At 44.8% G+C, this 24,095-nt stretch carries 15 protein-coding genes; 9 read left to right on the top strand and 6 right to left on the bottom strand.

Features of this window, described 5'->3' with window-relative positions:
• Window positions 1–25: 25 nt before the first annotated feature.
• Window positions 26–1,228, bottom strand: coding sequence for a sensor histidine kinase (locus ACLI09_RS11885; RefSeq protein ID WP_411419845.1), 1,203 nt, complete (start codon window positions 1,226–1,228; stop codon window positions 26–28).
• Between the two features lie 578 nt (window positions 1,229–1,806).
• Between ACLI09_RS11885 and ACLI09_RS11880 the strand changes: the two genes are divergently transcribed.
• From ACLI09_RS11880 to ACLI09_RS11860, 5 genes are all read left to right on the top strand, one after another.
• Entirely contained in the window at window positions 1,807–6,912 is a 5,106-nt protein-coding gene (locus ACLI09_RS11880; RefSeq protein ID WP_411419844.1) for a beta strand repeat-containing protein, read from the top strand.
• Between the two features lie 242 nt (window positions 6,913–7,154).
• Entirely contained in the window at window positions 7,155–9,473 is a 2,319-nt protein-coding gene (locus tag ACLI09_RS11875; RefSeq protein WP_411419843.1) for a T9SS sorting signal type C domain-containing protein, read from the top strand.
• A 369-nt stretch (window positions 9,474–9,842) separates the two neighbouring features.
• Window positions 9,843–15,008, top strand: a complete 5,166-nt coding sequence (locus tag ACLI09_RS11870) for a beta strand repeat-containing protein (protein WP_411419842.1) — start codon at window positions 9,843–9,845, stop codon at window positions 15,006–15,008.
• Window positions 15,009–15,121: 113 nt separating this feature from the next.
• Window positions 15,122–16,219, top strand: a complete 1,098-nt coding sequence (locus ACLI09_RS11865) for a glycoside hydrolase family 5 protein (RefSeq protein ID WP_411419841.1) — start codon at window positions 15,122–15,124, stop codon at window positions 16,217–16,219.
• A gap of 254 nt (window positions 16,220–16,473) precedes the next feature.
• Complete coding sequence (locus ACLI09_RS11860) at window positions 16,474–17,394, top strand: DUF7003 family protein (RefSeq protein ID WP_411419840.1); 921 nt, start codon at window positions 16,474–16,476, stop codon at window positions 17,392–17,394.
• Between the two features lie 37 nt (window positions 17,395–17,431).
• On the opposite strand, the gene ACLI09_RS11855 is transcribed toward ACLI09_RS11860, so the two are convergent.
• Entirely contained in the window at window positions 17,432–17,860 is a 429-nt protein-coding gene (locus ACLI09_RS11855) for a hypothetical protein (RefSeq protein ID WP_411419839.1), read from the bottom strand.
• Window positions 17,861–17,938: 78 nt separating this feature from the next.
• On the opposite strand from ACLI09_RS11855, the gene ACLI09_RS11850 reads away from it, so the two are divergent.
• Window positions 17,939–18,541, top strand: coding sequence for an IMPACT family protein (locus ACLI09_RS11850; RefSeq protein ID WP_411419838.1), 603 nt, complete (start codon window positions 17,939–17,941; stop codon window positions 18,539–18,541).
• A gap of 78 nt (window positions 18,542–18,619) precedes the next feature.
• Here the strand turns inward: ACLI09_RS11850 and ACLI09_RS11845 are convergent, their stop codons facing one another.
• On the bottom strand, window positions 18,620–19,018 hold the full coding sequence (locus tag ACLI09_RS11845) for an acyl-CoA thioesterase (protein WP_411419837.1): 399 nt from the start codon (window positions 19,016–19,018) through the stop codon (window positions 18,620–18,622).
• Between the two features lie 191 nt (window positions 19,019–19,209).
• On the opposite strand from ACLI09_RS11845, the gene dnaA reads away from it, so the two are divergent.
• From dnaA to ACLI09_RS11830, 3 genes are read left to right on the top strand one after another with little or no spacing between them, the layout of a single operon-like run.
• The gene (dnaA, locus tag ACLI09_RS11840) at window positions 19,210–20,637 is read left to right on the top strand and encodes a chromosomal replication initiator protein DnaA (RefSeq protein ID WP_411419836.1); all 1,428 of its coding nucleotides are present in this window, start codon (window positions 19,210–19,212) and stop codon (window positions 20,635–20,637) included.
• Complete coding sequence (locus ACLI09_RS11835) at window positions 20,637–21,104, top strand: low molecular weight protein-tyrosine-phosphatase (RefSeq protein ID WP_411419835.1); 468 nt, start codon at window positions 20,637–20,639, stop codon at window positions 21,102–21,104. The genes dnaA and ACLI09_RS11835 overlap by 1 nt, the downstream gene beginning before the upstream one ends.
• On the top strand, window positions 21,104–21,817 hold the full coding sequence (locus ACLI09_RS11830; RefSeq protein WP_411419834.1) for an SAM-dependent methyltransferase: 714 nt from the start codon (window positions 21,104–21,106) through the stop codon (window positions 21,815–21,817). Before ACLI09_RS11835 ends, ACLI09_RS11830 begins: the two co-directional genes overlap by 1 nt.
• Before the next feature lie 22 nt (window positions 21,818–21,839).
• Here the strand turns inward: ACLI09_RS11830 and gcvH are convergent, their stop codons facing one another.
• The 3 genes from gcvH to arsB are packed head-to-tail and all read right to left on the bottom strand — an operon-like array spanning window position 21,840 to window position 24,091.
• Complete coding sequence (gcvH, locus tag ACLI09_RS11825) at window positions 21,840–22,223, bottom strand: glycine cleavage system protein GcvH (protein ID WP_411419833.1); 384 nt, start codon at window positions 22,221–22,223, stop codon at window positions 21,840–21,842.
• Window positions 22,224–22,235: 12 nt separating this feature from the next.
• Window positions 22,236–23,006 (bottom strand): metallophosphoesterase family protein, encoded by a 771-nt coding sequence (locus tag ACLI09_RS11820; protein WP_411419832.1) that lies wholly within the window; start codon window positions 23,004–23,006, stop codon window positions 22,236–22,238.
• Between the two features lie 8 nt (window positions 23,007–23,014).
• On the bottom strand, window positions 23,015–24,091 hold the full coding sequence (arsB, locus tag ACLI09_RS11815; protein ID WP_411419831.1) for an ACR3 family arsenite efflux transporter: 1,077 nt from the start codon (window positions 24,089–24,091) through the stop codon (window positions 23,015–23,017).
• Window positions 24,092–24,095 lie beyond the last annotated feature (4 nt).

Raw genomic sequence — 24,095 nt, 5'->3', positions numbered from 1 at the left:
ATACAGGTGTTTTTGGTTTTTATTTTTAAGCGGGAAGTACAAATGTAAAGCCCGACCCTTCGCCTAATGTGCTGCTGGCGGTAATTATACCGCCGTGCTTTTCGAGTATTTTTTTAGCAATAGCCAGGCCTATGCCGGTGCCCTCATAGGCCTGCCTGTCGTTAAGGCTCTGGAAAATTATAAAAATACGGTCAAGGTACTTTTCGTCAAAGCCTATGCCGTTGTCTTTTACGGTTACACGGCAATAGTTGCCAGCACCCACGGCCGGGCTGGTAAAGCTCTTTTCCATACTGTATTCGCTGCTTATTGTAATTACCGGCGGCACCCCATCTCTCGAAAATTTAAGCGAGTTGCCTATCAGGTTCTGAAAGAGCTGCCTTATCTGGCTGGGCACTGCATTTACTACAGGCAGGCTTTGCCGGGTTACGGTAGCCTGCTTTTCTTCAATAATATGGTCGTAATCGGCTATTACCTCATCTACTATCCTGTTAAGGTCGGTGGCCTCGGGCACCACATTGCTGGAGAGGCGCGAATAATCGAGCAAATCAGTAATGAGCTTGCCCATGCGGTTTGCCGAGCGTATCGTCCGGTTTATATAGTCTTCGGCCTCGGCGCTTTCTATATACCGGTCCTTAAGTATCTTGGTAAACATTTCTATTTTGCGCAGCGGCTCCTTAAGGTCGTGCGATACCACCCAGCTAAATTGCTGCAGCTCATGGTTGCGCAGCTCCAGCTCCTCGTTCTTGGCTACAAGCTCGCGCGTGCGTTCCTCTACTTTTGCCTCCAGGTTGTCCTGCGCCTCTTTACGAATTTCTACTTCTTTGCTCAGTATATCGCGGATGTTGCGCAGCTCCAGCTTTTGCTCATACAGCTTCAGGAAGGTTTTCACCTTAAGTATCAAAAGGTCAGGGTCTACGGGCTTGGTTATATAATCTACCGCGCCGGTTTCATAGCCTTTAAATATGTATTTTTTTTCTTTACTGATGGCTGAAAGGAATATAACGGGAATTTCTTTAGTGCGCAGGCTGCCTGCCATTATTTCCATAACCTCAAAGCCGTCCATACCGGGCATTTGCACGTCGAGTATTATAAGCGAATAGGTAGCCTTAAGTATCTTTATAAGGGCCTCTTCGCCGGATTCGGCAAAATCTGCCTCCAGGCCGTGCAGCTGCAATATTTTTTTTAAGGGGAGTATATTTTCCTTTTGGTCGTCAACTATTAAAATCATGGCTCAGGGCAGGATAAGGTAAGGTTAATGACAATATTTGCCATACATCGATTTTTATTAAAAAATCGGTTTGTACAGGTAATGGCTTGAGCGGTAAAATATCTATTTTTTCTATAATTGTTCCCCACGACACCAAAAGTAAAAAAAGAGTTGTTAAAAGTATGTTAATCCCACACAGCTATGTTTAAAAAGTTGGGAATGCAGAAGCTTACAATGGAGTACTACAAAGCGAAATGTAAGTAATATTTGTAATAACGGAGTATCTGTCTGTTAAGTACAAAAGAATTTAAATAGAAAAAAATGTAATTTCTTATTAATTATAACCCAAGAAGAGAGGTAGATAAATGCCTATGACTGAATTACTTTTAAGCAGTTTAATAAAACATTAACACAAATTTCGTCATTTTCGATTATTAAATTATTAAATACATAATTTCAAATGTTAAAAAATAGCAAATTATCAGTTAACATAAAGATAATAAACATTTTACAAAACCTATTTACATATCCTCTATTTTTGTAAAAAACGCACATTATGCATTTTTTTGAAGAAGATTAAAAACTAAACACTGCAAAAAATGGTAAAAAACTTACAATTTAAAAATTTTAACACACTGTTGCTTGTCCTGATGCTTTTCTTCTCCATAGCATCCTGGGGGCAATCAATATGGACAAATCCTATTACAGGCACAAATCCTAATACGGCAAACCCCTTTACTACTGGTGATGTAAAAGATACCAACATTACGGTAAGCGGTATAAGCAGGGGAACCGGAATTACCGGATCTGGTGCGAATGATCGTTACAATGCTAATAGCTGGAATACTGCTTCGATTGATTTAACAGCGTACTTTGAATTTACACTCACGCCCGGCAGCGGATATGAAATTGACTTAACCAGCTTTGTATATACAGCACAAGCAAGTAATACAAGTATAAATTCATTTGCGTTTCGATCAAGCCTGGACGGATATACATCGAATATAGGCACTCCTACCGTATCCGGAGCTACAATAAGTTTAAGCGGTACGAATTATCAAAATCTTACAAGTGCAATAACGTTTCGTTTTTATGCATGGGGAGCTGGAGCCGCCGGAAACACTTTCAGCATCAACGACTTTACTTTTAATGGATCAGTATCTCTTGCTTCCGCCCCCGGCCAGGTTATAACCCCCGAAATAACAGCCTCTGGCACCGCTAACGGTACCGATACTTTTTGGAGTACGGCCAGCATTACGCTTTCTACCACTACACCCGGCGCCAGTATATACTATACCACCGATGGCTCAACCCCTACAACAGGTTCAACACCCTACACCGTGCCATTCGCCATAAACGCTACCAGCACTATTAAAGCAATAGCGGTGGCCAGCGGCCTTACCGATAGCGCGGTGGCCAGCAAAACCATTACCATAACTACGCCACCCACTGCCGCCCTGCCCTACAGCGAGGCGTTTACAAATACCCTGGGTTCATGGACTAATAAAGCCGTTACCGGCAATAGACCCTGGCTGGCCAATGCAAACGGCGCCTCTGCTAACGGTTATAATGTAAGCCCATCGGTAGAATCGTGGCTTATATCACCTAAACTTACGGGCGTTACAAATGGTATGGCCATATCTTTTGACTACCAGGTACCTTTTACAGGTGATGCCCTCCAGGTTCTTTATTCTACAAATTATGACGGTTATAGCCCGCCTTCTACAGCTACATGGCTTCCGGCAACTTCTATAACAGCCACTGTATCACCATCATTTGTAAATACCGGCAGCCTTATTGTACCGGCAACTGAAAATGTGCATATCGGGTTAAAATATACCGGCACGAGTAGCGGGGGGTATTCTTCTTTTTATGTAAAAAACTTTACCGCGGCCTTATCTGCGCCATCAGTTACCACTACACAGGTAGTTACCACTACAGGCACCATTACTTCGGCGACCTCCGGTGGTAGCATTCCATACGCTAACGGCACTGTGTCGCACAAAGGCGTGGTATGGGATACAGCAGCAAACCCTACTACCGCCCTTACCACAAAAACTGACGATGGCACGGGCAGCAGCGCATTTACCAGCACGCTTAGCCCGCTTTTATCAAATACGCTTTACTACTACAGGGCCTACGCCGAAAATGAAAACGGCACCGCTTATGGTACCGAATACAGCTTTACAACACGCGCTTACGCACCTGGTACCCCCACGGTAAGCAACCCGCAAAGCAGCACACTGGATGTTACCCTTGCTGAAAACGGTAACAACGCGGCTACCAAATATGCCATAAGGATAAACGGAGGCATATATACCAATTATTTTGTACAGGCAAACGGCAGTGTTAACAATACCGAAGTTTTCCAGACGGTTGCAGAATGGGGCAGTACTACCGTAACCGTAACCGGCCTGGCGCCTGAAACTACCTATACATTTGATGTGCGTGCGCAAAACACGCTAGGCGACCTTACGGATTACAGCGCCACAGCGGCAGGTACCACAGCCGAATCTACAGTGCCGTCGCTGATACTTACATCGGCTTCGCTTGACTTTGGCAGTATATGCCTTTACAGTTATACTACGGGTTCGTTTAGCTTTACCGGTACTAACATTAGCGGTACTGCCACATTAGATGTTGCCGCGCTGGAAGGTTACTCGTACTCGCTTACCGAAACGGGTAGCTACACAAGCACACTCACCATTCCTGGCTTTACCGGCAGCGAAGTAACCGTGTGGGCACGCCTTACGCCTACAGCGGTACAATCACATAACGGTACCATACAGGTAGCCGGACAGGATGCAAACAGCACTGCCGTGCTGGACCTTGCCACTACGGGAGAAGGTATTAATACACCCGGTACTGTAACAACGATTGCCGCTACCGGAACAACCTCTGTAGCTGCTACCCTAAACGGCAGTGCTGCAACAGCCTGTTCGTTATTCAGCGCATACGGTTTTGAGTACAGCACCACTTCCGGATTTGCAAACGGCGCCGGAACCCCGGTTACTGCCGGCAATTTTACTACAGGTACCTTTAGCGCGGCTATCAGTTCGCTTACGCCTAACACAACCTACTACTACAAAGCATTTATAACGGATGGTGCAGGCACCCACTACGGCAGCCAGCTGTCGTTTACTACTGAGGCGCTTGTAGCACCGGTTGCAACTGAAGAAACAGATGTTACACAAACATCATTTACCGCAAACTGGCAGGCTGTTACCGGCGCTACCGGGTACCGCCTTGATGTTAGCACATTAGCTGCATTTGGCACAGGTAACCTTGCTACCGATTTGTTTTTCTCTGAGTATACAGAGGGCGCTACGGGCTCCGAAAAATATGTTGAAATATATAATGGAACAGGACATACTATAAACCTGTCTGACTATAGGTTAAGGTTATATGTAAATGGTGCTTCGACAATAGCCTCACCAGGTTCAAACGATGTACAGCTTAGCGGAACACTTCAAAATGGCCAAACTGCAGTTTACAGAAACGGAAGCGCTACCGGATATCCCGCCGCTGCATCGCTTAGCCCTGTAAATTTTAACGGAGATGATACCATCGTACTATATAAAATCTCTACTGATAGTAATGTTGATATTTTCGGTAACATTGGTGAAGACCCCGGCACAGCATGGACCGCTGCCGGTGGCTATTCAACTGCAGACAAAACACTAGTGCGTAAATCTACTGTCTACAGTGGTGTAACTGTAGATCCTACCGGAACCGGATTTCCTACACTTGCTACTGAATGGGATGTTTTTACCAACACAACAACATCTTTAGGCAGCCACACGGGCAACTTTGTACCAAACTATATAACGGGTTATAATGACCTTGCAGTAACAGGCACCACGCAGGCGGTTAGCATACCGGGAGGCTTAACACCGGGTACTAACTACTACTACAGGGTGAGGGCATACAGCAGTACAAATACTTCTGAAAACTCTAATACCATAACTGCTACTACAAGGCCTGACACAGTAACCTGGACCGGAACCCCCGCCGCCTGGGTACCAAACGTAACACCGGATAATACCATAAGCGTAATAATTGACGCTGATTATGATACTGCAACAAATGGCAGTTTTATAGCCAATAACCTTACCATAAATGCCGGATCTGCCCTTACAGTTAACCCTAATACCACGCTTACCCTGTTTGGCGCGGTAACAAACAATGCAGGTGTTGATAATGTTGTTGTTGAAGACAACGGCGCCATTATACAAAGGGGAACAGGCGTTAATGACACTCCTATAACCATTATTAAAAACAGCAACCCATTATACAGGCTTGACTATACATTATGGAGCGCCCCTACAACCGGGCAAACACTGCGTGTGTTCTCTATGGGCACGTCTAACAACCGTTTTTATGAATACATATCATCAGCTACCGAAGTTACAGGCTACTACCCGGTAGACCCGCTTACAACATCCTTTACTACCGAAAACCGTGGTAAGAGTTTCCTTATCCGTATGCCAAACACTATAACTACAGATGTTACAGGAAGCAACGGCACCACAACACCGGCTCAATATGTTGAAGGTACAGGCGACTATATATTTGAAGGTGTATTTAAAGGTACTCCTAATACAGGCGATATTACCTTCCCGCTATACAACGTGGGCCCCCGCTATACCGCGATAGGCAACCCTTACCCCTCGCCTATAAACCTGGCCGGTTTCTATACTGCAAACAGCGGTGTGATAGACCAGGGCAGCGCGCTGTACTTCTGGAGGAAAAGAAACAATGCCGCCGGGGATACAGGGTCGTATGCTACACTGACACTGGCCGACTTTAATGCCAACGATACAGGCGATAACGACACCAACAATACCGGAGGCCAGAACAACGGGCAATATTATGCTGCAGGCAGCGAAAGCAACTGGGCCATTGCACCTGCACAGGGCTTTATAGTACAAACAGCAGCTACCGCACCGTCAAACCCCGTGGTTACCTTTAACAACGATATGAGGCAGGCAGCACCGGCAACGGGCGGCCAGGCATTTTTCCGCACCGGCATCAGCCAGGTGTCGCGCTACAGGATGAGGGTAACTACACCGGCAGGCGGCGCAAGCCAGATGTCGGTTGTATATACACCACAGGGCACCTTAGGCCTTGACTACGGCTATGACGGTAAAAAACTGGGGCAACCGGGGCTTTCATTATATACACTTGCCGAAAGCACCCCGCTTGCTATACAGGCAAGGCCGGAGTTTGACGCGACCGATGTTGTACCTGTAGGGTTTACTGCTGCTACAGCGGGCAGCTTTACCATAGCAATATCACATACCGACGGTGTATTTGCAAACGGACAGAAAATATACCTTAAAGATAACACCGAAGGCATTATCCGCGATATGGAACTGGGCAACTATACCTTTACCAGCGAGGCGGGCACGTTTGAAGGCCGCTTTGATGTAGTATATACTACATCAGCTTTAGGTACAGATACCCCGGTACTTGATGCCAACACCGTTATTGTGTACCAAAATGCCGGCACAATAAACATCAACAGTGGTACGGCACTTATAAGCAGCATCAACGTATTTGACATACGCGGCAGGAAACTATATGCCGCCGATAAAATAAATGCTACAGAAGCTGCTATAAACAACCTTACCGCAGCACAGCAGGTGCTTATTGTAGAAGTAGCTACTGATAAAGGTACTGTTACTAAGAAGATAGTTTTCTAAAGAAAATACCCCAAATATTTACAGTAAATCCCCTACAGCATTAACACTGTAGGGGATTTTTACGTTTATAAAATATCAATTCGATAAAATTTATAGCTAAAAATTATTATATAATTAATAACTTATCAACACGCAAACGTTGTAGGTAATTACGAAAACGCTATAGTGCTTGCAATTAGCCAAATAACCTGTAGTTTTATGCCGTCTTATGTTAATCAAATATTAACTTACAACTATCCATTATGAAAAAACTACTACTTTTTTTATTACTTACAACACTACATAATGTAACAGCGCAGGTAAATATATACTGGCGAAACGAGGCTCCTAATAACAACTGGGAATCAGGCAGTACCTGCGAACCCAGCGGCGATGGTAACTGGTATTACTCGTCATGGGGCGGTTTCCGCAAAAGGCCCGACTGTTTTGCTAAGCATTACATACATTTTGACAATGCAAACCAGCCCGTAATGAACCTAAACTCCTCGGATGATTTTAGCATGAACAAAATATTTTTTGACCCCGGTACCGTATCACGCACCATAAATACATCTACAGGCAGAAAAATATTTTTTGAGCCAAACCCATTTAACGCCATTGCGAAGATGGAGAATTATTCAGCAGTAAACCATACCATTAATGTGCAAATAAGCCTTAATGCGGATACAGAATTTAACCCCATTAACGGCGACCTTACCATTAACGGGCAGGTCAACAGCTTTGGCCGTAACGTAAACATTTATGGCAATAACGGCAAAACCCTAACCCTGGGTGGTAATTTTGAAGGTTCGGGCAGCATCCATATAAAAGACAACACTATACTTAAACTTACTAACACTACCACCCTTACCGGCATTGTAGTGGCAGAGTACGGCACCTTAAAAATATCAGGTAACCAGACAATAGCATCACTTACCATAAACAGCGGGGCACAACTGGTTATAGATGTAGGGGCATCACTTACCGTTACCGGTACGCTTACTAACAGCGGAACGATTTTATGCAGTGGTACACTCACCACACAAACAGCGCTTATAAATGATGCCGCTGCAAACAGCTTTGTAATTTACAATAACGGCGCGCTGCTTCAAAGCGATGGCTGCACTAACATCGGAGCCATCACCGTTATTAAAAACAGCAACCCGCTGTACAGGCTTGACTATACGCTATGGAGCGCCCCTACAACTGGGCAAACACTGCGTGTGTTCTCTATGGGCACGTCTAACAACCGCTTTTATGAATACATATCATCAGCTACCGAAATTACAGGCTACTACCCGGTAGACCCGCTTACAACATCATTTACTACCGAAAACCGTGGTAAGAGTTTCCTTATCCGTATGCCCAACACTATAACTTCTGACGTTACAGGAAGCAACGGCACCACAACCCCGGCACAATACGTTGAAGGCACAGGAGACTATATATTTGAAGGTGTATTTAAAGGTACGCCTAATACAGGCAATATTACCTTCCCGCTATACAACGTGGGCCCCCGCTATACCGCGATAGGCAACCCTTACCCCTCGCCTATTAATTTGGCCGATTTCTATTCTACAAACAGCGGCGTGATAGACCAGGGCAGCGCGCTGTACTTCTGGAGGAAAAGAAACAATGCCGCCGGGGATACAGGGTCGTATGCTACACTGACACTGGCCGACTTTAATGCCAACGATACCGGCGATAACGACACCAACAATACCGGAGGCCAGAACAACGGGCAATATTATGCTACAGGCAACGAAAACAACTGGGCCATTGCACCTGCACAGGGCTTTATAGTACAAACAGCCGCTACCGCACCGGCAAACCCCGTAGTTACCTTTAACAACGATATGAGGCAGGCAGCACCGGCAACGGGCGGCCAGGCATTCTTCCGCACCGGCACCAGCCAGGTGTCGCGCTACAGGATGAGGGTAACTACCCCGGCAGGCGGCGCAAGCCAGATGTCGGTTGTATATACACCCCAGGGCACCTTAGGCCTTGACTATGGCTATGACGGTAAAAAACTGGGGCAACCGGGGCTTTCGTTATACACACTTGCCGAAAGCACCCCGCTTGCTATACAGGCAAGGCCGGAGTTTGATGTTACCGATGTTGTACCTGTGGGGTTTACTGCTGCTACAGCAGGCAGCTTTACCATAGCAATATCACATACCGATGGTGTATTTGCAAACGGACAGAAAATATACCTTAAAGATAACACCGAAGGCATTATCCGCGATATGGAACTGGGTAACTATACCTTCACCAGCGAGGCGGGCACGTTTGAAGGCCGCTTTGAGGTGGTGTATACTACATCCGCGTTAGGTACAGACACACCGGTACTTGATGCAAACACCGTTATTGTGTACCAAAATGCCGGCACCATAAACATCAACAGTGGCGCAGCGCTTATAAGCAGCATCAACGTATTTGACATCCGCGGCAGGAAACTGTATGCCGCCGATAAAATAAATGCTACAGAAGCTGTTATAAATAACCTTACCGCAGCACAGCAGGTGCTTATTGTTGAAGTAGCTACTGATAAAGGAAAAGTTTACAAAAAAATAATCTTCTGATTTATAATATAAAACAAGTTAAATTTCCCTTATAAATATTATTTTGTAAGGGAAATTTTCACTTTATAAAACCAAAACTTTTCCTGCTACGTATATATACAAAACTTACTGCAAGTTAGGTGTTGACGCACCGTCCCCAAAAACTAATTAGCCGCTTAAATTAAGGTAAGGTGTGGTTTAGCGGCTCCCTCCCTTTTTACTAAAAAAGGGAGGTTTTTTTGTTTATACGATAATTTTTTGGCATAACAATTTAATAACGTTTAAATGTAATATTTTGACGTTAAAATGCACATTTTGTGATAGTTTTTGATTTACATTTGCATCCTAAAATGTATTTGAATCTCAAAAAAAGAAAAAATTGCTTATTTTATGCAAAAATTATTACCGTATTTAATCAAGATTTTCGCACTGGCGGTGATGCTGCTGGGCGTGAATGTCACATGGGGGCAGAAGACTTACAAATTAGTCACCTCAACTGCTGAACTTTCCAGTGGATCAAAGTATGTTATCCTTAGTGGTACTGGCGCTACTGCGTATATTTTGAGTTATCAGAACACGAATAACCGGCCAGAAGCATCCGCAACAGTAAGTGTGAGTTCATCTTTAGTTAATACAACAGTAGCAACAGCAACAGGTGACACCGCTAAAGGGTACGAATTTACACTTGGAGGTTCATCAGGAGCATGGAGTTTATTTGACCCATTATATGCCGGGTATCTTTATGCCGCGAGCAGTAGCAGTAATTACCTTAGAACACAAACTACCAACAATGCTAATGGATTATGGACCATCACCTTTTCCAGTAATGCGGCAGTAATTACTGCAACAGGTAGCACTACAAATAAAATAATGAGGTATAACAGTGCTAGTTCGTTGTTTAGCTGCTACAGTGGTGGACAGAATCCTATTTATTTATACAGGGAAACATTTAGAGTAACCTATAATGGTAATTCAAGTACAGGAGGAAGCGTACCTACAGATGCAAACAACTATTTTAGCGGAGCTACAGTTACAGCGGCAACTAACGGAACATTAGTTAAATCGGGCTATAGCTTTACCGGATGGAATACTGCAGCAAATGGAACCGGAACCAGTTATGCTGCTTCAAGCACATTTGCAATGCCTAACAATGCCCTAACGCTTTATGCGCAATGGGCTGCCAACTCCCCTACCCTTACAGCCGCTACCCTTAACAGCACGTTAACAGCCACATACGGCACGGCTTCTACAACTATACGACAAGCTACCATATCGGGAACAAACTTAACAGGCAATATTACTGTAACGCCACAACTTGGCTATGAGGCTTCCACCAGTTCAACAACCAACTTTTCATCATCTGCTATTTCTGTAGCAAGCGGCACTATTGTATATTTCCGTTTTGCAGCTACTAAAGCTGCCGGTACTTATAACAACGCTGTAGTAGCGGTGCTTTCGGGCGGCGGTGCTTCGTCAAACGTAAATGTAAGCACTACATCTTCTACGAGCAACGCAGTAGCTAAAAAAGCACTAACCATTACCGCCAATGACCAGACTGTATCTTACGGCACGCCTGTAGCTACCGTTACAGGCGCGGGAAGCTATGTGCCTACCGGTTTTGTAAACGGTGAGGATGAGTCGGTTATAAGCGGCTCAGCTACGTATACCACTACCTATACTACTACTACCAATGCCGGTACAAACGTTGCTACCATTACACCGGTAACATCGGGTTTATCTGCAACAAATTACTCTTTTACACCTGCCAATGGTAACATCAGTGTTACCCAGGATACGCCATTTCTTGCTGCGACTCCTACATCACTTACAGGCTTTACTTACATTAACGGTAACGGCCCCTCTGCCTACCAGTCGTTTAACGTAAGCGGCAGTGTGCTTACCGGTGCTCCAGGCGATATTACCGTTACTGCCCCGGCTAATTATCAAGTATCGTTAACTACAACGAGTACTGATTTTAGTGCAAGTGTTACCATACCTTATACCAGCGCAACCTTGACATCTACACCAGTATATGTAAGGCTTAAGGCAGGTTTAGCTGATGCCAGCTATAACAACGAGACAATAAATATTAGCGGCGGCGGTGCCACAGCATCGGTTACCGTTAGCGGAAACGTTACTAACCAGGCGCCGGTTGCCTCACTGGTAATAATTTCTAACGGCTCGCCGATTGCGTTAGGAACCGAAATAGTAGGTGATTATGATTATGAAGATTATGAAGGCGACCCACAAGGTGCATCAATATATAAATGGTATACCGCAACTGATGACCAGGGTACAGGCGCGACTGTTATCCCGGGAGCCTCGGCAGGCGCATTTACACCTACCAGCGTACAGCTTGGCAAATACATACGCTTTAGCGTAGTACCCGTAGCTGCTACAGGTACCACCACAGGCGTAGAAACCTTTAGCCCATGGTATGGCCCTGTTGTGGCGCCACTACTTGCTATAACCGGCACCCAGGCACACGGCACACAATGTGTAGGAACTGCGGGTACGGCAATAGAATATACTATTACAAACTCAGGAACCGCCGATGCCAGTGGCGTTAACGTAGCGGTAACTACAGGAAGTGCAACAGAATTTGCGGTAAGCGCGTTATCATCAACAACTATAGCTGCTAACGGCGGTACCGCAACATTTTTAGTAACCTTTACCCCATCTGCAGGTGGGTCAAGGTCGGCTGTTGTAACGGCCACCAGCAGTACATCGGGCAGCAACAGCGCTACACGCAGCCTTAGCGGCACGGGTACGGCTATTGTAGCACCTGCGGTTTCGGTAACGGGCGCCACTGCTACTTTTAATACTTTTACAGTAAACGCAACTGCCACAGTAAACAATTGCAGCAGTGCTATAACAGCCTATGGCATTATATACGGCACCAGCCAGGCTAGCGTAAACGCCAATACCGGTACAATAGTTGCCGGAAATAATAGTAACGGCAGCGGCGCGTTCTCGGTAACCGTTACCGGGCTTAACCCAAGTACTACCTATTATTATAAGGCGTTCGCTACTAATGCTACCGGTACCAGATACAGTACTACCAACGCAGCAAGCATTGCAACACCTGCATTAACGCTTGCTGCACCTGTAGCCACTAATGCTACTGCAATTGCGCCAACCAGTTTTGTGGCAAATTGGGATGCTGTGGCAAACGCTACAAGCTATAATTTAGAGGTATACCAGGGAACAGAAACAGCTACTACTACAACTGAGTATTTTGAGACTGGACTTGCATCAGCCTATCCTACTACAGCTGGACCCTATGAATATACACTTGCCACAGGTACATGGGTAATAAGCGAAGGAAGAGACAACGCAAGCACTACTTACCTAATTGAAGGCAATAAATCGCTTCAAACAAGGTCTGCAAGTTATTTTATTACACCTTCATACGACAAAATAACTTTTTTAAGCTTCAAGGCTAAAACAGTTTCAGCAAGTCCAATAGGCCTGAAAGTGGAGAAAATTGTAAATGGAGGGGCGCCAGTACTGGTACAAAATTTATCAGTTTCCTCGGGTAATCCTGCTACATTTGAAGTTACAGTAAATGAAACCAGCAATGATGTTAAAATAAAAGTAACTGCCCAAATTACCGGAGCCGTAGCTTATGATGAAGTGAGGATAGACCATACAGTAGGTTCAGAAACCAGCATAGCCAACTATACCGACATAACAGGTACATCGCAAATTGTAGGCCTGCCGCTTGCAACACTTACACCGGGTACTGAATATAAATACCGTGTAAAAGCGGTTAACGATGCCTATACTACAACGGTAACCAGCTCTAATAGTAACCCTATTACTGTTACCACGGGTAAAAACCTTACCTGGAATGGCACACAGTGGACAGGAGGCGTTACCCCTACCGCTGCTGATAACGGTACCGTAGCCGCACCTTACATTACCCCGGCTGCCGGCCTTACCATAGGCGACCTTACAGTACAGGCCAATGCCAGTGTAACCGTACCATCTAACCGCACCCTTACAGTAGCGCGCAGCCTGGTAAACAATGCAGGTGTTGATAATTTTCATGTTGAAGACAACGGCGCCCTGGTACAAACTGCCGCAGGCACTGCCACCAACACCGGAGCTATAACTGTTACTAAGAAAAGCAACCCATTATACAGGCTTGACTATACGCTATGGAGCGCCCCTACAACCGGGCAAACACTGCGTGTGTTCTCTATGGGCACGTCTAACAACCGCTTTTATGAATACATATCATCCGCTACCGAAATTACAGGCTACTACCCGGTAGACCCGCTTACAACATCATTTACTACCGAAAACCGTGGTAAGAGTTTCCTTATCCGTATGCCCAACACTATAACTTCTGACGTTACAGGAAGCAACGGCACTACAACACCGGCCCAATATGTTGAAGGTACAGGCGACTATATATTTGAAGGTGTATTTAAAGGTACGCCTAATACAGGCAATATTACCTTCCCGCTATACAACGTGGGCCCCCGCTATACCGCGATAGGCAACCCTTACCCCTCGCCTATTAATTTGGCCGATTTCTATTCTACAAACAGCGGTGTGATAGACCAGGGCAGCGCGCTGTACTTCTGGAGGAAAAGAAACAATGCCGCCGGGGATACGGGTTCGTATGCCACCCTGACACTGGCCGATTTTAATGCCAATGATACCGGCGATAACGACACCAACAATACCGGAGGCCAGAACAACGGGCAATATTATGCTGCAGGCAACGAAAACAACTGGGCCATTGCACCTGCACAGGGCTTTATAGTACAAACAGCCGCTACCGCACCGGAAAACCCCGTGATTACCTTTAACAACGATATGAGGCAGGCAGCACCGGCAACGGGCGGGCAGGCGTTCTTCCGTACCGGCATCAGCCAGGCCTCGCGCTACAGGATGAGGGTAACTACACCGGCAGGCGGCGCAAGCCAGATGTCGGTTGTATATACACCCCAGGGCACCTTAGGCCTTGACTATGGCTATGACGGTAAAAAACTGGGGCAACCGGGGCTTTCGTTATACACACTTGCCGAAAGCACCCCGCTTGCTATACAGGCAAGGCCGGAGTTTGATGTTACCGATGTTGTACCTGTAGGGTTTACTGCTGCTACAGCAGGCAGCTTTACCATAGCAATATCACATACCGATGGTGTATTTGCAAACGGACAGAAAATATACCTTAAAGATAACACCGAAGGCATTATCCGCGATATGGAACTGGGTAATTATACCTTTACCAGCGAGGCGGGCACGTTTGAAGGCCGCTTTGAGGTGGTGTATACTACATCCGCGTTAGGTACAGATACCCCGATACTTGATGCCAACACCGTTATTGTGTACCAAAATGCCGGCACTATAAACATCAACAGTGGCGTAGCGCTAATAAGTAGCATCAACGTATTTGACATCCGCGGCAGGAAACTGTATGCCGCCGATAAAATAAATGCTACAGAAGCTGCTATAAACAACCTTACCGCAGCACAGCAGGTGCTTATTGTAGAAGTAGCTACTGATAAAGGTACTGTTACTAAGAAGATAGTTTTCTAAAGAAAATACCCCAAATATTTACAGTAAATCCCCTACAGCATTAACACTGTAGGGGATTTTTACGTTTATGGGGTTTATTGTCTATCTTAGCACCTCCAAAAATTCAAACATCTATGTCTACAAAATTTATTGCGGGGCTGGCAACGGCATGTGCCGCCCTGTTGTTTTCATGTGCCGGGTATAATGACCCTGTATCAACTAAAACCAGCAATTTAAATAACACCACACGGGTGCCTAAAACAAACGGCACCGCAATTTTAAATGCGCAGGGTAAACCCATAACGTTACAGGGTACCAACCTGGGCAACTGGCTGGTGCCTGAAGGCTATATGTTTAAAACCGGCCAGGTGAGTTCGCCCACCAAAATAAACGAACTGTTGACAGAAATGATAGGCCCGGACAGCACCGCCGCATTTTGGCACAAATACCTGGATAACTACATTACGCACGACGATATTAAGTACCTTAAGAGTATAGGCTGCAACCACATAAGGCTGCCGTTTCACTACAAACTTTTTACCGACGAACTTTATATGGGCGAGCGCAACGCAGGCTTTAAATATTTTGACCGCGTGTTAGGCTGGTGCCGCCAGGAAAACCTGTATGTATTGCTGGATATGCACTGCGCACCCGGCGGGCAAACAGGCGATAACATAGACGACAGCGCCGGCTATCCGTGGCTGTACTTTAGCAAAACGAGCCAGGACGAAATGAGCAGCATATGGACTAAAATAGCCGAACGTTACAAGAACGACCCAATAGTCTTAGGCTATGATGTGGTAAACGAACCGTTTGCACACTATTTCCTTAAGGAAATTCCCGATTATAACCACCGCCTGTTTTTACTGTACAAACGCATGGTGGCCGATATAAGGAAGGTAGATAACAAGCACTCAATTTACCTGAACGGCTCGGTATGGGCGGGCGACTTTGGGGTATTTGAAGAAATACTGGATGATAATGTAGTATATGAGTTCCACAAATACTGGTTTGATGTTAACCAGGAGGCCATACAAAAGTATGTTGACTTTCGCGACACCCACAACGTGCCCATATATATAGGCGAAACCGGTGAAAATACCGATGAATGGGTTAAGGATTTTACGCTACTTCTCAACAAGAACCAAATTAACTGGGCCTACTGGCCATACAAAAAGATGGACAACACCCGTGGCATCATGAACTTTAGCCAGCCGAAAATTACAAGCTGATTACCGACTATGCCGCCAGCGACCGCAGTAATTTTGAAAAGATTCGCGCTAATATGCCCGACCGTGTAAGGGTACAGCAAGCACTAAACGGCTTTTTAGAAAACAGCCTGTACAAAAACTGTTTCCAGAACAAAGGCTATATTGAAGGCCTTGGGCTGAAAGTAGAGTAACAACTATTTCATTTTGATATATCTAAAACCGGGGCATCAATGTTCCGGTTTTTTGTTTTTATATTTGGGATAGTAATAACAACTATGAAACCAATTTTATACTTTTTATTTTTTTCTGTTTTTATGCAGGCACAAAATACAATTCCCGAAAAAGAAATATTAGATGTTTTAGACCATAGCAACAGCGGAACTTACTCATGGTTCATTCCGTTAGGGCATCCCTACTCCTATCTTATAGATTGCAGGCTAAACGTGTTTAGGTCTGACAATGCCGAATGGGCAATAGCAGCAGAAAAATTGGGCTATAACCCCAGAGGCGGTTATGTAGAACTTGAAATTTACTACTACGGCAACTGCCTCAAAAACCTTGAAGAGGAAAACGGAAATGTGACTAACGTTCAAATTGTTTATCCGATAGATATTGAAAATCATGAAGCAACTACAGACGGCGAGGTATTAAAGCCCGATGCGAAATTCTGGCTGGTGCGCGACCAAAAGGTACCACTTACGCATGATAGAGCTGCTTACAAAAATGCAGGTATTGAATTAGGTGAACTCGAACCCGGAGAAATTAGTATTGGAGAGGCAGCGCGACTTGCAATGTTACAATACAGTGATTTTTTCAGGGCAACAGATGCCGAATTATATAAATGCATACATGGTGACCTTAAAAAAATACTGGTGCTCGATGAGTGGTACCACAAGGACCATAACTGGCCTGTAATAATTTTTCCGGAAGACAACCTTAAAAAAACTTATGAGTTCAACAAGGCTTTAATGGAGCAAAATGGAATGAGCCTGGACGATTTCCTGAAATTGATGGAAGAACAAAATAAGGAATCAGAAAAATTGAATGACGAGAATTATGCGAACAATCGCCCCTCTTCTTATGAAACCTGGCAGCTCATTGCAAAAGTAATTTCGCAAAATAACCCAGCTCTTTATAAACCTACCTTAAAACCCAATACCCATTGGAAAAACTGGCCGGATTCGGGCAGTCTTTAAATGAATGACCTCATAACATAACAGTTGTATATTTCAATTATTCCTTAGGCTTACTCTTTATCGCAGCCACGAGGTTGTTATGGTCATTAGTATAAAACACCACTTTACGCGCATCAGGCAGGTTTGCAAGGGTACTGTTTAATATGCCACAGCTTATCTTTTCAACAAGTGCCTTATCATCCGGGGCTACAATATATATCCCTATCGAGGTATCATCCTTCTGGAAGAAATATACCTCGGCGGGATTTTCTCCGGCAAAGGCCTTAACCATAGCGGTAACATCGGCCAGTAGCGTTTTATCTGCATCGGTATAGCTGAAATTTTCGGCGGCTTTTTTGGCATCAAGTACCTCAAAGGCACCCATGCTTATGCCGCAGTAGAGTTCTTTAGGCTTTTCCTGCCCACACGAGGTAAGTAAGATGGCAGCGAAGAAGGTTATAATGGCAGATTTAAAAATTGTTTTCATAAATTGGTATATCGTTTGTTTGAAGGATAAAGATAAGGATTTTTCCATTAAAAATACTTACCCTACCTTTGCCGCTGCATGCAAAACGACACCTACAAAACACTTTCAGCACCCGGAGAAGAGACGCTTTTTAAAGAAAAGGGCAGTAAGTTCTTTGGTTATGCCTACCCTGTTGCAAGCGAAGACGAAGTAAAAGCACTGCTCATTGATATAAAAAAGCAGCATCCGCAGGCGCGCCACTGGTGCTATGCCTTTCAGCTGGGTACCGAACCAAATGTCTACTACCGCGCTAATGATGACGGCGAACCCAGCAATACCGCAGGCGCACCCATCTACGGGCAGATACAAAGCTTTGGGGTAACTAATGTGCTGGTTATTTCTGTACGTTACTTTGGTGGGGTAAAGCTGGGCGTAGGCGGATTAATAGCAGCCTACCGGCTTTCGGCACAAATGGCTTTAGAGGCATCTGAAATTATTGAGAAGACGATTGATGTGCACTACACGCTAAAATTCGGGTATGTGGACATGAACAAAGTGATGCGGATAATTAAGGAAAAAAATCTGGAAATTATCTCCCAAAAAATGGAAATGGATTGCGAAATTGTAGTCGCCACCCGCAAAAAAAACGCCCCAATGGTACTTGAGGCGTTTGAGAGTCTTTATACTGTTTCTGTCGAATAGTTTCAGGTTTCAGGTTTTTTTTGACCGTTCTGGGTACATAAACAACTTTAAAAACAACGTGAAACTTGAAACGTGAAACTAAAAATTAAGCTTCTCTTTCACATAGTCCGGGGGGCTTACCGGGCGGCCCGTTTTCATGTCTACAAACACCAGCATAGAGTAGCCCGTTGTTAATAACTCTGCTGTTTCGCTGTATATTTCGTAGTCAAATTCTATCTTAACGCCATGCTGCTTTTTCAGTATGGTACGCACGGTTAGCAAATCGTCATAACGGGCCGGTTTTTTATAATTCATAGTTAACGATACTACGGGGAGCATCACGCCTGCCTGCTCCATCTCCTTGTAGCTAAGTCCCAGGTTTCTAAGCCATTCCACCCGTCCCATCTCAAAGTATGCTGCATAATTTCCGTGGTATACCACCCCCATTTGGTCGGTTTCAGCATAGCGGACACGTACAGTAAATTCGTGAAAATTCATATTTTTTTAATGTTAATTTTTTACTAATTTTAAGTTATAGATACTTACAATTTTTTTTTATAATAATCAATATGCCCAAAGTTTTTTTTTGAGGAAAATTGTATCCATATTTGTTCTCCCGAAACGGAATGATTACCTGTTAATTCCGGCAATAATAACAACTAAGAGTAAACACCTAATAGTCAGGATATATGATAAAAACTGCGCAATCGGTATGGGAAAACTGTCTGCTATTTATAAAAGACAATATTCAGGATCAGGCCTACAAAACCTGGTTTGAGCCGATAAGGGCAGTAGAGTTAACAGATAACGCACTGTATATCCAGGTGCCCAGCAAATTCTTTTATGAGTGGCTTGAAGAGCATTATGTAAAGCTGCTTAAAGTGGCCCTTACCAAAGAACTTGGAACGGGTGCTAAGTTACTCTATAAAATTAAAATGGAGAACACTTATGGCAACAAACAGCCCTTTACAGAGCAGTTGCCCAGTGCCCAGCGCGCCCCTGTAAAACCACAGGAGGTAGACGTTCCGCTTCAGAACAAAAACCCCGAGCTTAAAAACCCGTTTGTTATACCCGGCATACGCAACCTTAAAATAGAATCGCAGCTTAACGCAAATTACAGCTTCGATAACTTTTTTGAGGGCGATGCTAACCGCCTTGCCCGTTCGGCAGGTATGGCAGTGGCTAACAAACCGGGGGGTACATCGTTTAACCCACTGCTTATCTTTGGCGGTGTAGGTTTGGGCAAAACCCACCTCGCACATGCCATAGGCATTGAGATTAAAGACAAGTACCCTGATAAGACCGTACTGTATATATCTGCCGAGATTTTTACCCAGCAGTATATCGACTCAGTTAAGCGCAATACCCGTAACGACTTTATACACTTCTACCAATTGATAGACGTGCTTATTATAGACGATGTACAGTTCCTTTCCGGCAAAACCGGCACACAGGATGTGTTTTTCCACATCTTTAACCACCTGCACCAAAACGGCAAACAGGTTATCCTTACTTCAGATAAAGCACCGGTAGACATGCAGGACATTGAGCAGCGCCTCCTTTCCCGCTTTAAATGGGGCTTATCAGCAGAGTTGCACCAGCCGGATTATGAAACGCGCATCTCTATACTTAACAATATACTATACCGCGATGGCGTAGAAATGCCTTCGGAAATTGTAGAGTATGTAGCACGCAATATTAAAAGTAACGTGCGTGAGCTTGAAGGCGCCATTATATCGCTTATAGCGCAGTCGTCATTCAACCACCGCGAGGTAACCCTTGAGCTTGCCAAAATGGTGGTAGAAAAGTTTGTAAAAAACATCAAACGCGAGATTTCAATCGATTACATTCAAAAAGTAGTATCTGATTATTTCCAGCTTGATATTGAAACGCTTAAGTCAAAGACCCGCAAACGCCATGTGGTACAGGCCAGGCAGCTTGCCATGTTCTTTGCTAAAAAGTTCACTAAGGCGTCATTGGCGAACATCGGTTCGCAAATAGGCGACCGCGACCACGCCACGGTACTCCATGCCTGTAAAACGGTAGATAACCTGGTAAGCACCGATAAGCAGTTCCGCAAATTTGTAGACGACATCAACAAGAAACTATCTGTGTAATGCCCGTAAAGATTTTGATGGTTTGCCTGGGCAACATCTGCCGTTCGCCATTGGCGGAAGGTATACTGCAGTCTAAGCTCCCCGCTGATAAATTTTTAGTAGACAGCGCCGGTACCGGAAACTGGCATGCCGGAGATGGGCCGGACAGGCGCTCTGTTAGTACCGCAAAAGGGCGCGGGCTCGATATAAGCCGTCAGCGTGCCCGACAAATAAAAAAATCTGACTTTACCGAGTTTAACCATATTTATGTGATGGACAGCAGTAACCTGCGCGACGTTACGGCGCTGGCACCCGATGCCGCTGCCAAAGCAAAGGTAAAACTGATGATGGACGAGATATTTCCCGGGCAGAAAGTAGATGTGCCCGACCCCTACTATGGCGGCCAGGAGGGTTTTGAAAATGTATATGATATGCTGGACGAAGCCTGTACCCTGGTTGCCGAAAAACTGATAAAACTACACCGCTAATGCCCGCCGGAAAACTATACCTCCTTCCTGTTCCCCTGGGCGATGATGCCAACCCAAAAGATGTTTTGCCTGAAACTGTGGCACGCTCCATTGAGTTTATAGATTACTATATAGTAGAGAATGAAAAAACCGCACGCAGGTTTATAAAGGCGATACTCCCTACCAAAAAACAGCCTGATTTAAAGCTGTCGGTATTGAATAAGCATACACTGGCATCAGAACACACCGCTTTTATACAACCCTGCATGGAGGGCAAAAATGTGGGCCTGATGAGCGAAGCCGGCTGCCCCGGCGTAGCCGACCCGGGTGCCGCGATTGTAAAACTGGCGCATGAAAAAGGGATTCAGGTAGTGCCATTGGTTGGCCCTTCCTCTATACTGCTCGCCATGATGGCAAGCGGTATGAACGGCCAGAGCTTTGCCTTTAACGGCTACCTGCCCATAGACAAAGGCGATAAGAAAGCTGCCCTTAAAAACTTTGAAAAACTGAGCCAGGAAAAAAGCCAGAGCCAGATTTTTATAGAAACGCCTTTTCGTAACAACCGCCTGCTCGACGATCTTTTAGTATTGCTGCAACCCAATACACATCTGTGCATAGCCGCCGATATTACCCTGCCTACCGAGCTTATTAAAACCCGCACCGTAGCCCAGTGGAAAAAAGAACAGCCTGACCTGCACAACAGGCCGGCTATTTTTATAGTACACAGGTTTTAAAGCTACTCAGCTACTAAGCAACTTAGCGGCTGCCTACACCTGCCTTATAATCATTGCAAGATAAAAGTGCATCAATTTCTGCCGGATTTTTAAGCTCAATTTTTAGCATCCAGCCTTTGCCAAATGGGTCGGTGTTTACTAAAGTGGGTGCTTTAAGCAGGGCATCATTTAGCGCTATAACCGTTCCTGCAACAGGTATAAAAAGGTCGCTTACAGTTTTTACAGCCTCTACCGTGCCAAACACTTCATCACTCTCAAAACTGCTGCCTACATTGGGTAAATCAACATAAACAATTTCGCCCAACTCTTTCTGGGCAAAATCAGTAATGCCTATAATCCCTGTTTCGCCGTCAACCTTAATCCAGGTATGTTCGCTATGGTATTTTACATCTTCAGGAAAATTCATATCTATCGTTTTTTAATACGCTTTTCTTAGCATGTCTGCATACTCATCCGGTAGCGGGCTGTCTTCAACCGCTTTGGCTGCTTTTTCTATATCATATTCAAAGCGCACAAACTCCACGCCTATAGATTCTTTATTAAGTACCGACGAAGTTTCATCTATCGTTAGTATCACATAGCAGCCCTTGGTATCGCCGTCCTTAGGTTTGCCTACAGAGCCTAAATTAACCGCATGGCGGTAGTGTGGCACATCTGTACCCGAATTTAATATCCTGTGGTAAGGCTTATGGGTATGCCCAAAGCACATAATATCGGCATCTGACTGCTCCATAATGCGCAACAGGCTTTTTTCTTCGCGGTCTTCAAACAGGTACTCGTTAATTTTACGCGGGCTGCCGTGCACCAGTAACAGGTTTAATTTATCTTCGTTCAGCTGAAATTCTACCTTAATGTGCGCGGGCAAGGTCCGCAGGTACTTTCGTTCATCATCATGCATTAATTCGTTAGTAAACGAAATGGAAACATTCCCGTTAGATTTGTCGTGGTCGGTTTTATAAGCACAGCCACACTCATTGCTCATCCGGCCAATGCCAAAATCGTAATTACCGGCAATGGTAGGAATGTGCCTTTTGCGGATTTCATTAACCACCTCGTTTGGCCAGATGTTATAGCCCACCAGGTCGCCCAGGCAGTACACTGAGTCAACATTTTGCGTGTCAAGGTCTTTAAAAAATGCCTCCAATGCGGGCAGGTTAGCATGTATATCGCTAAATAATGCTATTTTCATTGTAGTGTTTATTTAATTATTTGATTAATAGTTGGATAATATTTCTTTTTAAACCAAAACGCCAAGTTAACCAGTGCTATAAGCGCAGGCACCTCTACTAACGGGCCAATAACGCCTACAAAAGCCTGCACGCTGTTAATACCAAAAACCCCAATGGCTACGGCAATAGCCAGTTCAAAATTATTTCCGGTGGCGGTAAAGGCAATGGCAGTGTTTTGCGAATAGTCTGCCCCCATTTTTTTACCAATGAAGAAACTTACCACAAACATTATGGCGAAGTAAATAACCAGCGGAACAGCAATGCGTAGCACATCTGCCGGTATTTTTACAATTAAATTTCCCTTAAGGCTAAACATAACCACAATGGTAAATAAAAGGGCTATTAAGGTTATGGGCGAGATAAACGGGATAAATTTTTCGGTAAACCACTGCTTCCCTTTTAACCGGGTTAACCCGTAGTGGGAACCTATGCCTGCTAAAAAAGGGATACCCAGGTAAATGCCCACACTCTTAGCTATCTCTGCAATGGTAATATGGATGTCTAAACCCTTTATACCAAACAACGGCGGAAGCAGGCTGATGAACACATAAGCATAAACGCTGTACAGCAGTACCTGGAAAATACTGTTAAGGGCAATAAGCCCGGCCGCATATTCGCGGTTACCGTCGGCCAGGTCATTCCATACTACTACCATGGCAATACACCGTGCCAGCCCTATCAGTATAAGGCCCGTCATATACTCAGGGTAATCATATAAAAATGCTATCGCGAGCAAAAACATCAGGATGGGACCCACTATCCAGTTTAGGGCTAAAGATGCCGTCAGCACTTTAATGTTTTTAAACACCTCCCCTATTTTATTGTACTGCACTTTTGCCAGCGGTGGGTACATCATTAAAATGAGGCCCACAGCCAGTGGAATATTAGTAGTACCACTGGAAAACGAATTGATAAAACCGGAGGATGAAGGCATAAAATACCCTATAGCTATACCCCCTGCCATTGCTAAAAATATCCATAGGGTAAGGTAGCGGTCTAAAAAGCCAAGCCTTTTACGCTTGTATGCGGGGGCACAATTATCCATATTA

It is taken from the genome of Flavobacterium sp. RHBU_24, assembly GCF_046613695.1.
Classification (GTDB): Bacteria; Bacteroidota; Bacteroidia; order Flavobacteriales; family Flavobacteriaceae; genus Flavobacterium.
The sequence above is the reverse complement of the archived record's forward strand: the minus strand, read 5'-3'. Positions and strand labels throughout refer to the sequence as shown.

Bases quoted from the DNA above. Each gene is read 5' to 3' on its own strand.
- ACLI09_RS11885 (WP_411419845.1), bottom strand. From the start codon at position 1,228: ATGATTTTAATAGTTGACGACCAAAAGGAAAATATACTCCCCTTAAAA.
- ACLI09_RS11880 (WP_411419844.1), top strand. From the start codon at position 1,807: ATGGTAAAAAACTTACAATTTAAAAATTTTAACACACTGTTGCTTGTC.
- ACLI09_RS11875 (WP_411419843.1), top strand. From the start codon at position 7,155: ATGAAAAAACTACTACTTTTTTTATTACTTACAACACTACATAATGTA.
- ACLI09_RS11870 (WP_411419842.1), top strand. From the start codon at position 9,843: ATGCAAAAATTATTACCGTATTTAATCAAGATTTTCGCACTGGCGGTG.
- ACLI09_RS11865 (WP_411419841.1), top strand. From the start codon at position 15,122: ATGTCTACAAAATTTATTGCGGGGCTGGCAACGGCATGTGCCGCCCTG.
- ACLI09_RS11860 (WP_411419840.1), top strand. From the start codon at position 16,474: ATGAAACCAATTTTATACTTTTTATTTTTTTCTGTTTTTATGCAGGCA.
- ACLI09_RS11855 (WP_411419839.1), bottom strand. From the start codon at position 17,860: ATGAAAACAATTTTTAAATCTGCCATTATAACCTTCTTCGCTGCCATC.
- ACLI09_RS11850 (WP_411419838.1), top strand. From the start codon at position 17,939: ATGCAAAACGACACCTACAAAACACTTTCAGCACCCGGAGAAGAGACG.
- ACLI09_RS11845 (WP_411419837.1), bottom strand. From the start codon at position 19,018: ATGAATTTTCACGAATTTACTGTACGTGTCCGCTATGCTGAAACCGAC.
- dnaA (WP_411419836.1), top strand. From the start codon at position 19,210: ATGATAAAAACTGCGCAATCGGTATGGGAAAACTGTCTGCTATTTATA.
- ACLI09_RS11835 (WP_411419835.1), top strand. From the start codon at position 20,637: ATGCCCGTAAAGATTTTGATGGTTTGCCTGGGCAACATCTGCCGTTCG.
- ACLI09_RS11830 (WP_411419834.1), top strand. From the start codon at position 21,104: ATGCCCGCCGGAAAACTATACCTCCTTCCTGTTCCCCTGGGCGATGAT.
- gcvH (WP_411419833.1), bottom strand. From the start codon at position 22,223: ATGAATTTTCCTGAAGATGTAAAATACCATAGCGAACATACCTGGATT.
- ACLI09_RS11820 (WP_411419832.1), bottom strand. From the start codon at position 23,006: ATGAAAATAGCATTATTTAGCGATATACATGCTAACCTGCCCGCATTG.
- arsB (WP_411419831.1), bottom strand. From the start codon at position 24,091: ATGGATAATTGTGCCCCCGCATACAAGCGTAAAAGGCTTGGCTTTTTA.